Source organism: Streptomyces sp. NPDC048331 (genome assembly GCF_043201215.1).
Lineage (GTDB): Bacteria > Actinomycetota > Actinomycetes > Streptomycetales > Streptomycetaceae > Streptomyces.
Genome location: NZ_JBICYT010000080.1, coordinates 1 through 13,649 on the forward strand (window position 1 = coordinate 1; position 13,649 = coordinate 13,649).

Here is a 13,649-nt window from a genome sequence, read left to right on the forward strand (position 1 = left end):
GCCCGGTTACATTCCGAACCCGGAAGCTAAGCCTTTCAGCGCCGATGGTACTGCAGGGGGGACCCTGTGGGAGAGTAGGACGCCGCCGAACAATCTTTCAAAGGACCCTTGGTCCAGCGTTCAACGCTGGACCAAGGGTCCTTTTTGTTTTTCACCTCTTTACGCCGAAGCGCGGCCATGGGTTGGTTGCGCGAGAATGACTAGCGGTACCCCGAAGACAGGAGTCACACCCATGTCCAACTCTCCCGACGATCGTCCGGAGCGCGAGCCTCGGCGCAACGACGGCGGTGACAGGGGCGGCTACCGCGGGGGCCGTGACGACCGTGGTGGCGACCGTCCTCCGTTCCGTCGTGACGACCGTGGTGCCAGCGGCCGGCCGTCCAGCGGTGGTGGCGGCTTCCGTCGCGATGACCGTGGTGGGCGTCCCTCCGGTGGCGGTGGCGGCTTCCGCCGCGACGACCGTGGCGGCGACCGTCCGTCCTACCCCCGCCGTGACGACGACCGTGGTGGCCGTCCCTCCGGTGGTGGCGGCGGTTTCCGTCGTGACGACCGTGGTGGCGACCGTCCCAGCTTCCCGCGTCGTGATGACCGTGGTGGGGACCGTCCGTCCTACCCGCGTCGTGACGACGACCGTGGTGGGCGTCCCTCCGGTGGTGGCGGCGGTTTCCGTCGTGACGACCGTGGTGGCGACCGCCCGTCCTACCCGCGCCGCGATGACCGTGGTGGGGACCGTCCCTCGTACCCCCGTCGTGACGACGACCGCGGTGGATTCCGTGGCGGCCGTGACGACCGCGGCGGCGACCGCCCGTCGTACCCGCGTCGTGACGACCGTGGTGGGGACCGTCCCTCGTACCCCCGTCGTGACGACGACCGCGGTGGTTACCGTGGCGGCCGTGACGACCGCGGCGGCGACCGCCCGTCCTACCCGCGTCGTGACGACCGTGGTGGGGACCGTCCCTCGTACCCCCGTCGTGATGACGACCGCGGTGGTTACCGTGGTGGCCGTGACGACCGCGGCGGCGACCGCCCGTCGTACCCGCGCCGCGACGACGACCGCGGTGGGCGTCCCTCCGGTGGTGGCGGCGGCTTCCGCCGTGACGACCGTGGTGGCGACCGCCCGTCCTACCCGCGCCGTGATGACGACCGCGGTGGTTACCGTGGCGGCCGTGACGACCGCGGCGGCGACCGCCCGTCCTACCCGCGCCGCGACGACCGTGGCGGCGACCGTGGCGGGTTCCGTGGTGGCCGTGACGATCGCGGCAGTGACCGTGGTGGCTACCGTGGTCGCGATGACCGCGGCGGCGACCGCGACTTCCGCGCGGACCGTGACCGGGACCCGGTCAAGCGGCTTCCGATCGACGAGGACGTCACCGGCTTCGAGATCGACGCCGACGTGCGTCAGGAGCTGCTGAGCCTGCCCAAGGGCCTGGCCGAGGAGGTTTCCAAGAACCTCGTCATGGTCGCCCGGCTGATCGACGACGAGCCGGAGCAGGCGTACGCGTACTCGCGCATCGCCCTGCGGCTGGCCTCCCGTGTCGCCGCCGTCCGCGAGGCCGCAGGCTTCGCCGCGTACGCCACGCAGAAGTACAGCGAGGCCCTCGCGGAGTTCCGTGCCGCCAAGCGCATGACCGGCTCCGTCGAGCTGTGGCCCGTCATGGCCGACTGCGAGCGCGGCCTCGGCCGTCCGGAGCGGGCCCTGGCCATGGCCGGCGAGCCCGAGGTGCAGAAGCTGGACAAGGCCGGTCAGGTCGAGATGCGTCTGGTCGCGGCCGGTGCCCGGCGGGACCAGGGGCAGCTCGAAGCCGCCATCGTGACCCTGCAGAGCCCGGAGCTGGCCTCCAACTCCGTCCAGCCCTGGACGGCGCGCCTGCGGTACGCCTACGCCGACGCCCTGCTGGCGGCCGGTCGTGAGGACGAGGCGCGCGAGTGGTTCGCCAAGACCCTCGAGGCGGACAAGGACGGGTCCACCGACGCGTCCGACCGTCTCGCCGAGCTCGACGGTGTCGAGTTCGTCGACGCCTCGGTCGACCTGTCCGACCTTGCCGAGGACGCGGACGAGGACGACGAGGACGACGACGAGGACGCGGCGGAGATCGCCGCGGCCGAGCGCGCCTCCGACGTCGCCGAGTACTACGACGAGGACGACGAGGAGTACGAGCCGCTGGAGCAGTCCGCGGCCGACGCCGACGCCGAGGGCGACAAGGCCTGAGGCACGGTGACATGAAGAAGGGCGGTACCCCGACCGGGGTACCGCCCTTCTTCATGTCCGGAGGAGGTCAGCCCAGGCCGCGCAGGACCAGGCCGGTGGCCGGTTTCGGTCCGAAGGAGGTGGACTTGCGGGGCATGGTGACGCCTTGGCGGGCCAGGTCCCGTACGACTTCCTCGCGTACGGGGTGCAGCAGGACCGCCGTACCGCCGTGCCGCTCGGCCATGGCCACCGTGGACGCGGCGTCGTGGATGTACGTGATCTGGTCGGGGGTGTCCGGGATGTGCCAGAGGGCGTCGAGGAGGGTCGCGTGCAGGACGGTGGCGTCCAGCCGGCGCCAGGCCTCGGGGCGGTCGTGGCGGACGGTGGTGTCGAGGAGCGCCAGGTCGGGGTCGGTGACCAGGTGGAAGGCGCCGTCACCGGCGATCAGGAAGGCGTTGCCGCGTTCCGAGGCGTCCCCGAGGGCGTCCAGGGCCAGCGGGAGCGGTCCGTCGACCGGGCGGACGCGGAAGTGGCCGTCGAGGGCGGCGAGGGCGTCGGCGACCGGGAGGCGGCGCAGCATCCGGTGGATGGCGCGGACCTGGAGCGGATAGCGGGCGGTGTCGACGAGGAGAACCAGGCCGAAGTCCCAGGCGGTGGGGGAGCCGTGCTCCTCCTGGAGGCGCAGGTACGTCGCCCAGCGGTGGTGGCCGTCGGCGATGAGAGCCTGGCGGTGGCTGAGGTCCGCCATGACGGTGGCGAGTTCGGCCGGATCCGTGATGGCCCACAGGCGGTGCTGGAAGCCGTCCTCGGTGGTCGTCGACAGCAGGGGGCCGAGCCGGGCCGTCCGTTCGACGACCGCCGCCGCTCCGGTGCCGGGGTCGTCGCCCCGGTAGGTGAGCAGCAGGGGTTCGAGGTTGGCGGAGGTCGCGCGCATCAGGCCGGCCCGGTCGGTGACCACGTCCGGCATGACGTCCTCGTGCGGCAACACGATGCCGGCGTCGGCGGTCGACAGGGCGAGGGCGCCGATGAGGCCGCGCTGGAGCAGCCCGGCCCGGCGCTGCTCGTACACGTAGAGCGCGGGCTCGGGGTCGGCGCTGAGGATGCCCTCGGCGAGCCAGTCGTGCAGGGTGCGCGCGGCTTGCTCGTTGCGCGCGGCCGGGGTACCCGCCTGGGGAAGGATCAGACGGACGATGTTGTGCGGGTCGGCGGATTCGAGGTGGTCGACTCCGTCGGGGCGCACGACCACGTCGTACGGCGGCGAGGTGACGGCGGCCAGGCTGCCGACACGCTCGGGGACGTAACGCAGGCCGTGGAACGGGATCAGGCGCAGCCCATGCTCCGCGGTACCAGATGTGGTCATTGGTGCATGGTAAGACGCGTCTCGCCATGCGGGATGATCGGGGCAGTACGGAATCGGACAAGGTCGATCTCAAGAGGAGCGGACAGGATGACCCGGCAGAGCAGGACCAGTCCCGCGGCGAGTGAGCAGAGTCTGCACCAGGCCTACGACACCGCCCTCCTGGACCTGGACGGGGTGGTGTACGCGGGCGGGGAGGCCATCGCGTACGCGGTGGAGTCCCTGGCCGCGGCCCGCGCGGACGGGATGCACCTCGCGTACGTCACGAACAACGCGCTGCGGACGCCGGACGCGGTCGCGGAGCACCTGGGCGAGCTGGGCATCCCGACGGAGGCGGCCGAGGTGATCACCTCGGCGCAGGCGGTGGCCCGGCTGATCGCGGAGCAGGTGGAGCCCGGGGCGAAGGTGCTGGTGATCGGTGGGGAGGGGCTGCGGGTCGCGCTGCGCGAGCGGGGTCTGGTGCCGGTGGACTCGGCCGAGGAGGAGGGGCTCGCGGCGGTCGTCCAGGGGTACGGGGGTCCCGACCTGCCGTGGGGGCGGTTCGCGGAGGCCTCGTACGCGATCAACCGCGGGGTGTCGTGGTTCGCGTCGAACACCGATCTGACGATTCCGGGGACACGGGGGATCGGTCCGGGCAACGGGGCGGCGGTGGAGGTCGTACGGATCGCCACGGGCGCGGAGCCGCAGGTGGCGGGCAAGCCGCTGCCCCCGATGCACCGCGAGACGGTGCTGCGTACCGGGGCGAAGCGGCCGCTGGTGGTCGGGGACCGGCTGGACACCGACATCGAGGGTGCCTTCAACGGGGAGGTGGACTCGCTGCTGGTGCTGACCGGGGTCACGGACGCCGAGCAGCTGCTGCGGGCCGAGCCCAGGCACCGCCCGACCTATGTGGACCGGGATCTGCGGGGGTTGCTGGCCGGGCAGCCGGAGGTCGAGCCGTTCGCGGAGGGTTTCCGCTGCGGCGGCTGGACGGCGGTCGCGACGAACGGCGGCGTGCTGGAGCTCCGGGAGTACGGGGAGAACGGCGCGGAAGCCGAGGGGACGGGCGATCCGCTCGACGGGCTGCGGGCGCTGTGCGCGGCGGCCTGGACGGCGGCCGGCGACGGCGTCTGCACGTTCGACGCGGCGAAGGCACTGGCCAGGCTGGGTCTTTAGGGCCGTCCGGGGGACCCGAGCGTGCGGAGGGTAGGTTAGCCTAACCTGCGTGTTGGTCGAGAGTCCCCCTGAACCCGAACGGAGCGCGGCGCCCGAGAAGGGCGCCGACGTCGCCGTAGCCCGCCCGCGCCATGCCGCGCGCGCCGCCGGTCTGCTCGCCGCTCTCGCGGTGTTGGCAGTGATCGCCGTCGTGAGCATCGCCGTGGGCGCCAAGCAGATGTCCCTGGACGAGGTCTGGCACGGCCTGTTCGCCTACGCGGGAACGCCTAACGACGTGGTGGTGCGGGACCTGCGGATCCCGCGCACCCTGCTCGGGCTGATGGTCGGGCTCGGACTCGGCCTGTCCGGTGCCGTGATGCAGGCGCTGACCCGCAACCCGCTGGCCGAACCCGGCATCCTCGGTGTCAACGCGGGGGCGGCGGCCGCCGTGGTCTCCGCGATCAGCTTCTTCGGCGCGAGTTCGCTGAGCGAGTTCGTGTGGTGGGCCTTCCTCGGCGCCGCTTTCGTCTCGGTCCTCGTGTACGTGCTCGGCGGCAGCCGCAGCGCCACCCCGGTGCGCCTCGCGCTCGCCGGTACGGCGGCCAGTGCGGCCCTCGTCGGCTACATCAACGCCGTGCAGCTGATGGACAGCAAGGCGCTGGACAAGCTGCGCTTCTGGACGGTGGGTTCGCTGGCCTCGGCCAACATGGACACCGTCCGGCAGGTGGCCCCCTTCCTGCTCGTCGGCGCGGTGCTCGCGCTGGTGCTGGGCCGGCCGCTCAACGCGATGGCGATGGGCGACGACACGGCGCGGGCGCTCGGCGCGCACCTGACGCGGACCCGGATCTGCGCCATGGTCGCCATCACCCTGCTGTGCGGTGCGGCGACCGCCGCGTGCGGGCCCATCGTGTTCATCGGGCTGATGGTCCCGCACCTCGTCCGGGCCTTCACCGGTCCCGACATGCGCTGGGTGCTCGCGTACTCGGCCGTCCTGTCGCCGGCCCTGCTGCTCGGCTCCGACGTCATCGGCCGGGTCGTCACCCGACCCGCCGAGCTGCAGGTCGGCGTCGTGACCGCGCTCGTCGGCGGCCCGGTCTTCATCTACCTGGTTCGGCGCAAGAGGATGGCCCAGCTGTGACCGCGACCGTGACCGAGACGTCGACCGGAACCGCGACCGACACGCCCCGCAAGGGCCGCCGGTCCGGACCCCGTCGGCTGCGTCTGCCCGGCGGGGTGTCGCTACGCGTCGAGCGGCGCGCCCTGGCCGTCGGGGTCCTGCTGACCGTCGCGGCGCTCGCGATGTCCGTCGTGCTCATCGGCACCGGCGACTTCGAGATCGCGCCGTGGGACGTCGTACAGACCCTGCTCGGCAACGGCACCCCCGCCACCGACTTCATCGTCAACGACCTGCGGCTGCCGCGGGCCTTGGTCGCGCTGCTCGTAGGCGCGGCGCTCGGGATCTCCGGAGCCGTCTTCCAGTCGGTCTCCCGCAACCCGCTCGGCTCCCCGGACCTGCTGGGCTTCGGCTACGGCTCGGCGGTCGGCGCGCTCGTCGTCATCGTCCTGTTCAAGGGCGGCGCCACCGAGGTGGCCGTCGGCGCGCTGGCCGGTGGTCTGCTGGCGGGAGCCGCCGTCTACCTGCTCGCCTACAAGCAGGGCATCCAGGGCTATCGGCTGGTGCTGGTCGGCATCGGCGCCTCCGCCATGCTCGTCGCCGTGATCCAGTACCTGATCACCAAGGCCCAGCTGATCGAGGCCACCCGGGCCATGGTCTGGCTGACCGGCTCGCTGGCCGGCCGGGACTGGGCGCAGGTGTGGCCGCTGCTCGCGCTGTGCGCGGTGCTCTTCCCGCTGGTCCTCGGGCAGGGCAGGGCCCTGCGGATGATGGAGATGGGTGACGACGCCGCGTACGCGCTCGGGGTGCGGGTGGAACGGACGCGGCTGCTGCTGATGCTCGCGGCGATCCTGCTCACCACCGCGGCGAGCGCCGCGGCCGGGCCCATCAGCTTCGTCGCGCTGGCCGCGCCGCAGCTGGCCCGGCGGCTGACCCGCTCGCCCGGCGGGAACCTGGTGAACGCCGCCCTGATGGGGTCGGTGCTGCTGATGGTGTCCGACTGGGCCTCGCAGCGGGCCTTCGGCGCCGACCAACTGCCGGTGGGTGTGGTGACCGGCCTCGTCGGCGGTGTCTACCTGCTCTGGCTGCTCGTCACCGAGCGCAAGGCGGGACGTATATGAACCTGATGAGGAGTACCCAAGTGCAGCGGCTGACCGCGGAGAACGTGACCCTCGGCTACGACCAGCGGGTCATCGCCGAGAACCTGTCGGTGGAGATCCCCGACAACTCCTTCACGGTGATCGTCGGTCCCAACGCCTGCGGCAAGTCCACGCTGCTGCGGGCCCTGTCGCGGATGCTGAAGCCGTCCGCCGGGCGGGTCCTGCTGGACGGGCAGGCCATCGGGTCGATGCCCGCGAAGAAGGTCGCCAAGACCCTGGGCCTGCTTCCGCAGTCCTCGATCGCGCCCGACGGCATCACGGTGGCCGACCTGGTCTCGCGCGGCCGGTACCCGCACCAGGGGCTGCTGCGGCAGTGGTCGGACGAGGACGAGCGGGTCGTGAACGAGTCGATGGCCTCGACCGGGGTCGCCGAGCTCGCGGACCGGGCCGTGGACGAGCTGTCGGGCGGGCAGCGGCAGCGGGTGTGGATCGCGATGGCGCTGGCGCAGCAGACGCCGCTGCTGCTGCTCGACGAGCCGACGACGTACCTGGACATCCAGCACCAGATCGATGTGCTGGACCTGTGCGCGGAGCTGCACGAGACGCAGGGGCGGACGCTGGTGGCCGTGCTGCACGACCTGAACCACGCGGCCCGGTACGCGACGCATCTGATCGCGATGCGGGGCGGGGCGGTCGTCGCGGAGGGGCCGCCGGCGGAGGTGGTCACCGCGGAGCTCGTGGAGAAGGTGTTCGGGCTGCGCTGTCAGGTGATCCCGGATCCGGAGACGGGGACGCCGCTGGTGGTTCCGGCGGCGCGCAAGGCCCGTGCGGTGGCCCGGGCCGAGTAGCCTCCGGCCGGGTGGCGGTTCGCTGCCGGGTGCGGCGCCGTTGCCGGGGGCGCTGCCCCCGGACCCCCGCGCCTCGAACGCCGGCGGGGCTGAAAAGGCGCCGGCGGGGCAGGAAGAGGCGGCGGCGGGGGCAGGAAGAGGCGGCCGGTCAGAGCATGCTCTTCAGGCGGAGCAGGTCGCGCAGGCCGGCTTCCAGTTTCACTCGGCCCGAGGCCCAGGCCTTCGCGAACTTCAGCTCGCCCGCGACCAGGGCCACGAGGTCGTCGCCGGTCATCGCGAGCCGGATCTGCGCCTTCTTCGCGGGTGGACCCGGAGCGACCGCGTCCACCCGGATCCGGCCCGCGTCGAGGCGGCCCGTGAACGTCTGGTCCAGGTCGGTGATGTGGCAGCTCAGGGACCGGTCGAACGCGGCCGCGCCGCGCACGCCGGCGTCGGCCCGCGCGAGATTGCCGGAGAGGTTGTCGAGCGCTTCGCGGCACTCCTGGATCGTAGCCATCGTGATCACGACCGTACCGCAGAGCCATGCGTGGTCGCCGGGCGCTTCGGGGTAGCGTCGGGGCATGACCGACGAAGCCGCCGCCGAGCCCCCGGCCGAAGCCTCCGCCGAGCCCGCCGGACCGGTGGCGCTGGGCCTCGTACGCACGCCCACCGGTCACGCCGGCGTGGACGCGCACCTGGCGCGGCTGGCGGACGCCGACCACCTCGCGGCCGACGGACACGTCGAGGTGTACGAGGATGTCCACCGGGGGCTGCGTGAGGCGCTGACCGCGCTGGACGCACCGCCCGTCCCCGGACCGTACGAAAACAGGAGCTGAACCGAACGTGGCAGGAGTGGCACGCCGCCGCCTGGACGCCGAACTGGTACGCCGCAGCATGGCCCGCTCGCGGGAGCACGCCGCGCAGCTGATCGCCGCGGGCCGGGTGACCGTGGGCGGCACGACCGCGACCAAGGCGGCCACCCAGGTGGAGACCAGCGCGGCCCTCGTGGTCCTCAAGGACGACGCCGATCCCGACTACGTCTCGCGCGGCGGGCACAAGCTCGCGGGCGCCCTCGCGGCCTTCCAGCCCCAGGGGCTGGCCGTCGAGGGCCGCCGGGCGCTGGACGCCGGCGCGTCCACCGGCGGGTTCACCGACGTGCTGCTGCGCTCGGGCGTGGCCCACGTGATGGCCGTGGACGTCGGCTACGGGCAGCTGGCCTGGTCGCTGCAGAGCGACGACCGGGTCACGGTCAAGGACCGGACGAACGTGCGCGAGCTGACGGTGGAGCAGCTCGACGGGCTCCCGGTCGACCTGGTCGTCGGTGATCTGTCGTTCATCTCCATCGGTCTGGTGCTGCCGGCGCTGGTGCGCTGCTGCGCGCCGGACGCGGACCTGGTGCTGATGGTCAAGCCGCAGTTCGAGGTCGGCAAGGACCGGCTGGGCAGCGGCGGGGTGGTGCGCAGCCCGGAGCTGCGGGCCGAGGCGGTGCGCGAGGTCGCGGCGCAGGCGGCGAAGCTGGGACTGGGTGTTCTCGGGGTGACGGCGAGTCCGCTGCCGGGGCCGTCGGGGAACGTCGAGTACTTTCTGTGGCTGCGGGCGGGGGCACCGGCACTCGACCCGGCGGATGTTGACCGTGCAGTGGCGGAGGGGCCGCAGTGACAGATTCATCGGGTACAGCGGGATCGGGTTCGAGTACGGGTTCCGGACTTTCGGGGGAGGGGCGGACGGTCTTCCTGCTCGCTCACACCGGACGGCCGGCGGCCATCCGCAGCGCCGAGCTGGTGGTGCAGGGTCTGCTGAGATGCGGGCTGGGCGTGCGCGTCATGGAGCACGAGGCGGTGGACCTGCCGCTGCCCCCCGAGGTGCAGCTGGTCACGGAGTCCACCCCGGGGGCCCTGGACGGCTGTGAGCTGCTCATCGTGCTCGGCGGTGACGGGACCCTGCTGCGGGGCGCGGAGTTCGCGCGCGCCTCGGGGGTGCCGATGCTGGGCGTCAACCTGGGCCGGGTGGGGTTCCTCGCCGAGGCCGAGCGCGACGACCTGGACAAGGTCGTGGACCGGGTGGTGACGCGCTCGTACGAGGTCGAGGAGCGGATGACCCTCGACGTGATCGTGCGGACGAACGGTGATGTGCTGCACCGGGACTGGGCGCTGAACGAGGCCGCGGTGCAGAAGGTGTCCCCGGAGCGGATGCTGGAGGTGGTCCTGGAGATCGACGGGCGTCCGGTGACCGGCTTCGGTTGCGACGGGATCGTCTGCGCGACTCCGACGGGCTCCACGGCCTACGCCTTCTCCGCGGGCGGGCCGGTGGTCTGGCCGGAGGTGGAGGCGCTGCTGATGGTGCCGATCAGCGCGCACGCGCTGTTCGCGAAGCCCCTGGTGACGTCGCCGACCTCGGTGCTGGCGGTCGAGGTGCAGAGCGGTACTCCGCACGGCGTGCTGTGGTGCGACGGGCGGCGCACGCTGGAGCTGCCCGCCGGTGCGCGGGTCGAGGTGCGGCGGGGTGCGGTGCCGGTGCGGCTCGCCCGGCTGCACCACGCGTCCTTCACGGACCGGCTCGTCGCCAAGTTCGCGCTGCCGGTGTCGGGTTGGCGCGGGGCGCCGCACTGAGACGCAGCTCACACGCCCTCAATAGCACATCCGTTCGAACAACTCGGAGCGGGTGACGTCACATGGCACCCATGAAACCTCGGTATCGTCGTCCCGTGCTTGAGGAGATGCGGATACGGTCGCTCGGGGTCATCGACGACGCGGTGGTCGAGCTGTCGCCCGGATTCACCGCGGTGACCGGCGAGACCGGCGCGGGCAAGACGATGGTCGTCACCAGCCTCGGGCTGCTGCTCGGCGGTCGCGCCGACCCGGCCCTGGTGCGGATCGGGGCCAAGGCCGCGGTGGTCGAGGGTCGCATCGTCATGCGCCCGGACGCCCCCGCCGCCGTACGCGCCGAGGAGGCCGGGGCCGAGCTCGACGACGGCGCCCTGCTGATCAGTCGGACCGTGTCCGCCGAGGGACGCTCGCGCGCCCACGTCGGCGGCCGCTCCGTGCCCGTCGGCCTGCTCGGCGAACTCGCCGACGACCTGGTCGCCGTACACGGGCAGACCGACCAGCAGGGGCTGCTGCGCCCCGCCCGCCAGCGGCAGGCGCTCGACCGGTACGCCGGGGACGCCGTCGCCGTCCCCCTGGAGAAGTACGGATCGGCCTACCGCAGGCTCCGCGCGGTCGCCGTGGAGCTGGAGGAGATCACCACCCGGGCCCGGGAACGGGCCCAGGAGGCCGACCTGCTGCGCTTCGGACTGGACGAGATCGGGGCCGTGGAACCGGTGGCCGGCGAGGACACCGAACTCGCGGCCGAGGCCGAGCGCCTCGGGCACGCCGAAGCGCTGGCCTCGGCGGCGCAGCTGGCGCACGCCGCGCTCGCGGGCAACCCCGAGGACCCGGAGGCCATCGACGCGAACATGCTCGTCGCGGGCGCCCACCGGGCACTGGAATCCGTACGCTCCCACGACCCGGCCCTCGGCGCGCTCGCCGAACGCATCGGGGAGCTGGGCATCCTGCTGTCCGACGTGGCCGGGGAGCTGGCGGGCTACGCCGACGACCTCGACGCCGATCCGCTGCGACTGGCCGCGGTCGAGGAGCGGCGGGCCGCCCTGACGCAGCTCACCCGCAAGTACGGCACCGCGGGCACCGTGGACGCCGTACTGGAGTGGGCCGAACAGGGCGCGGCACGGCTGCTGGAACTGGACGGCGACGACGAGCGGATCACCGAACTGACCGCCGAGCGCGACGGACTGCGCGATGAACTGTCCCTGCTGGCGCAGGCGTTGACGGACGCCCGGGTGGAGGCCGCGACCCGCTTCGCCTCCGCCGTGACGCAGGAGCTGGCCTCGCTGGCCATGCCGCACGCCCGCGTCACCATCGACGTCCGGCAGACCGACGACCCCGACGGAGTGGACGTGGACGGCCGCCCGGTCGCCTACGGCCCGTCGGGCGCGGACGAGGTCGAACTGCTGCTGGCCCCGCACCCGGGTGCCCAGCCCCGACCGATCGCCAAGGGCGCCTCGGGCGGTGAGCTGTCCCGGGTGATGCTCGCCGTCGAGGTCGTCTTCGCGGGCTCCGACCCGGTACCCACCTACCTCTTCGACGAGGTCGACGCGGGCGTCGGCGGCAAGGCGGCCGTCGAGGTGGGCCGGCGGCTCGCGAAGCTGGCCAAGTCGGCGCAGGTCGTGGTCGTCACGCACCTGCCGCAGGTGGCGGCCTTCGCGGACCGTCAGCTGCTCGTCGAGAAGACCAACGACGGCTCCGTCACGCGCTCCGGGGTCACCGTCCTGGAGGGCGAGGACCGGATCCGTGAGCTCTCGCGCATGCTGGCCGGCCACGAGGACTCGGTCTCGGCGCGGGCCCACGCCGAGGAGCTGCTGGCGGCGGCGCGCGCGGACGCGTGACACGTACGACGACGGGGGCCCGGAACGCTCGCCGTTCCGGTCCCTTCGCCGTACCCGGGACGGCGAAGGGATAGTCCGTGTGGGTGAGGCTGAGGGGCGTCCTGCGGTATCTCGTACGGGATCCGCACCCGTATGGTCCCGGAACGCGCGTGCGGACTGGCATCCTTGGCGACGTCTCTGACTCCCTCACCCTGGAGCTTCGGCCCGTGAGCAGCTCCCCGGTCTCCACCTCCTTCCCGGCCCAGCCCTACGGCCGGCCGCCGCTGCGCACCGTGCAAGTACTCGGCACCGGTGCGGGCGCGGGCAGCAGCGCGCACGTCCGGTCGCTCGCGACCGGCCTCGCCGCGCGCGGGGTACGGGTCACGGTGTGCGCGCCCGTCCAGGCGGAGGGGGAGTACGACTTCACCGGCGCCGGGGCGCAGTTCGCCCCCGACGCGGTCGGCGTGCTGCGGGCGGCCTGCGCCGGAGCGGACCTCGTGCACGCGCACGGCGTACGCGCGGGGATGCGCGCCGCCCTGGCCATACGGGGGCGCCGGGTGCCACTGGTGGTGAGCTGGCACGGCGAGGGCCCGACGGCGGCCGGAGCGCTCGGACGGCTCAGCCGGCTGCTGGAACGGCACGTCGCCCGGGCCGCGGCGGTGGTGCTCGGAGCCTCCTCGGACCAGGTGGACGTCGCCCGGCTGCGGGGAGCCAAGGACGCGCGGCTGGCCCCGGTGGCGGTACCGGCCGACCCGGCGGGTCCGGAGCCGGCGGCCGACCCCGGCAAGGTACGGGCGGAACTCGGCGCGGTGGAACGGCCGCTGCTGATCGCCGTCGGCAGCCTGGTGCCGCACCGGGGGTACTCCGTACTGCTCGACGCGGCACGGGAGTGGCGCGGCCTGGACCCGGCGCCGCTGCTGGTGATCGCGGGGGAGGGGCCGCTCCGGGCGGACCTCTCCCGGCGGATCGTGGCGGAGGGGCTGCCGGTACGGCTGCTGGGGCGCCGCCGGGACGCGGCGCACCTGCTGGCGGCGGCGGATGTGGCGGTGCTGCCGAGCCGGTGGGAGGCGCGGGCGCTGCTGGCGCAGGAGGCACTGCGGGCGGGCGTACCGCTGGTGGCCACGGCGGTGGGCGGGGTCCCGGAACTCGTGGGGGAGGGCGCGGTCCTGGTCCCGCCGGGCGAGGCGGGGCCGCTCGCCTCGGCCGTGACCGGCCTGCTGTCCGACCCGGACCGTCGGGCGGCGCTGGCGGCCGCGGGGCGCGTGCAGGCCGCGACGTGGCCGTCCGAGGACGACACGGTGGCGCAGGTCCTGTCGGTCTACGACGAACTGATGGAACGCCGCCGGTAGCCCTGCGGGCCTGCCCGACCGGGTGGCTCTCGTTCCCCCACGGCGCTCCGCGCCCGCGCCTCAATCGCCGGCGGGGGGGGGGTTTGTGGCACGCCGGCGGGGGGGGGGGGGGGGCGGGGCGGGCCCGGGGGACGGGGGGTGGGGGGGGGGGGGGGCCGCC

The 13,649-nt window shown here is 73.5% G+C and carries 12 protein-coding genes, 1 rRNA gene and 1 pseudogene; 12 read left to right on the forward strand and 2 right to left on the reverse strand.

The annotated features are described in order from the left end of the window. From rrf to ACGFYY_RS41665, 3 genes and pseudogenes are all read left to right on the forward strand, one after another. Positions 1-91 (forward strand): 5S ribosomal RNA (gene rrf, locus ACGFYY_RS41655); the annotation flags it as partial. A 309-nt stretch (positions 92-400) separates the two neighbouring features. Next, positions 401-1,138: pseudogene (locus ACGFYY_RS41660) on the forward strand (RNA helicase); the annotation flags it as partial. A gap of 255 nt (positions 1,139-1,393) precedes the next feature. Continuing rightward, entirely contained in the window at positions 1,394-2,209 is an 816-nt protein-coding gene (locus ACGFYY_RS41665) for a tetratricopeptide repeat protein (protein WP_365266725.1), read from the forward strand. 67 nt (positions 2,210-2,276) lie between these two features. Here ACGFYY_RS41665 and ACGFYY_RS41670 read toward each other — a convergent pair whose 3' ends face one another. Continuing rightward, on the reverse strand, positions 2,277-3,548 hold the full coding sequence (locus tag ACGFYY_RS41670) for a DUF1015 family protein (protein WP_393717757.1): 1,272 nt from the start codon (positions 3,546-3,548) through the stop codon (positions 2,277-2,279). An 87-nt stretch (positions 3,549-3,635) separates the two neighbouring features. Between ACGFYY_RS41670 and ACGFYY_RS41675 the strand changes: the two genes are divergently transcribed. From ACGFYY_RS41675 to ACGFYY_RS41690, 4 genes are all read left to right on the forward strand, one after another. Further along, positions 3,636-4,700, forward strand: a complete 1,065-nt coding sequence (locus ACGFYY_RS41675) for an HAD hydrolase-like protein (RefSeq protein ID WP_393717759.1) — start codon at positions 3,636-3,638, stop codon at positions 4,698-4,700. A gap of 49 nt (positions 4,701-4,749) precedes the next feature. After that, positions 4,750-5,817, forward strand: a complete 1,068-nt coding sequence (locus tag ACGFYY_RS41680) for a FecCD family ABC transporter permease (protein ID WP_393717761.1) — start codon at positions 4,750-4,752, stop codon at positions 5,815-5,817. Positions 5,818-5,894: 77 nt separating this feature from the next. Then, positions 5,895-6,914 carry an iron chelate uptake ABC transporter family permease subunit gene (locus ACGFYY_RS41685; protein ID WP_365266820.1) on the forward strand — a complete coding sequence of 340 codons (1,020 nt, stop codon included), beginning with the start codon at positions 5,895-5,897 and terminating at the stop codon, positions 6,912-6,914. 5 nt (positions 6,915-6,919) lie between these two features. Further along, on the forward strand, positions 6,920-7,741 hold the full coding sequence (locus ACGFYY_RS41690) for an ABC transporter ATP-binding protein (RefSeq protein WP_393717763.1): 822 nt from the start codon (positions 6,920-6,922) through the stop codon (positions 7,739-7,741). A gap of 148 nt (positions 7,742-7,889) precedes the next feature. Here ACGFYY_RS41690 and ACGFYY_RS41695 read toward each other — a convergent pair whose 3' ends face one another. Beyond that, the gene (locus ACGFYY_RS41695) at positions 7,890-8,237 is read right to left on the reverse strand and encodes an alkyl sulfatase C-terminal domain-containing protein (protein WP_365278003.1); all 348 of its coding nucleotides are present in this window, start codon (positions 8,235-8,237) and stop codon (positions 7,890-7,892) included. A 64-nt stretch (positions 8,238-8,301) separates the two neighbouring features. On the opposite strand from ACGFYY_RS41695, the gene ACGFYY_RS41700 reads away from it, so the two are divergent. The 5 genes from ACGFYY_RS41700 to ACGFYY_RS41720 all read left to right on the forward strand — a co-directional run bounded on the left by ACGFYY_RS41700 (position 8,302) and on the right by ACGFYY_RS41720 (position 13,489). Further along, on the forward strand, positions 8,302-8,556 hold the full coding sequence (locus tag ACGFYY_RS41700) for a hypothetical protein (RefSeq protein ID WP_393717765.1): 255 nt from the start codon (positions 8,302-8,304) through the stop codon (positions 8,554-8,556). Positions 8,557-8,563: 7 nt separating this feature from the next. Continuing rightward, positions 8,564-9,379, forward strand: a complete 816-nt coding sequence (locus ACGFYY_RS41705) for a TlyA family RNA methyltransferase (RefSeq protein WP_365277999.1) — start codon at positions 8,564-8,566, stop codon at positions 9,377-9,379. Beyond that, a complete protein-coding gene (locus ACGFYY_RS41710) occupies positions 9,376-10,329 on the forward strand; it encodes an NAD kinase (RefSeq protein ID WP_393717767.1) in 954 nt (317 codons plus the stop codon). The genes ACGFYY_RS41705 and ACGFYY_RS41710 overlap by 4 nt, the downstream gene beginning before the upstream one ends. Before the next feature lie 107 nt (positions 10,330-10,436). After that, positions 10,437-12,161: a DNA repair protein RecN gene (gene recN, locus ACGFYY_RS41715; RefSeq protein ID WP_365278006.1), complete on the forward strand. Its 1,725-nt coding sequence runs from the start codon at positions 10,437-10,439 to the stop codon at positions 12,159-12,161. A gap of 206 nt (positions 12,162-12,367) precedes the next feature. Further along, complete coding sequence (locus ACGFYY_RS41720; protein ID WP_393717769.1) at positions 12,368-13,489, forward strand: glycosyltransferase family 4 protein; 1,122 nt, start codon at positions 12,368-12,370, stop codon at positions 13,487-13,489. Positions 13,490-13,649: the final 160 nt, after the last annotated feature.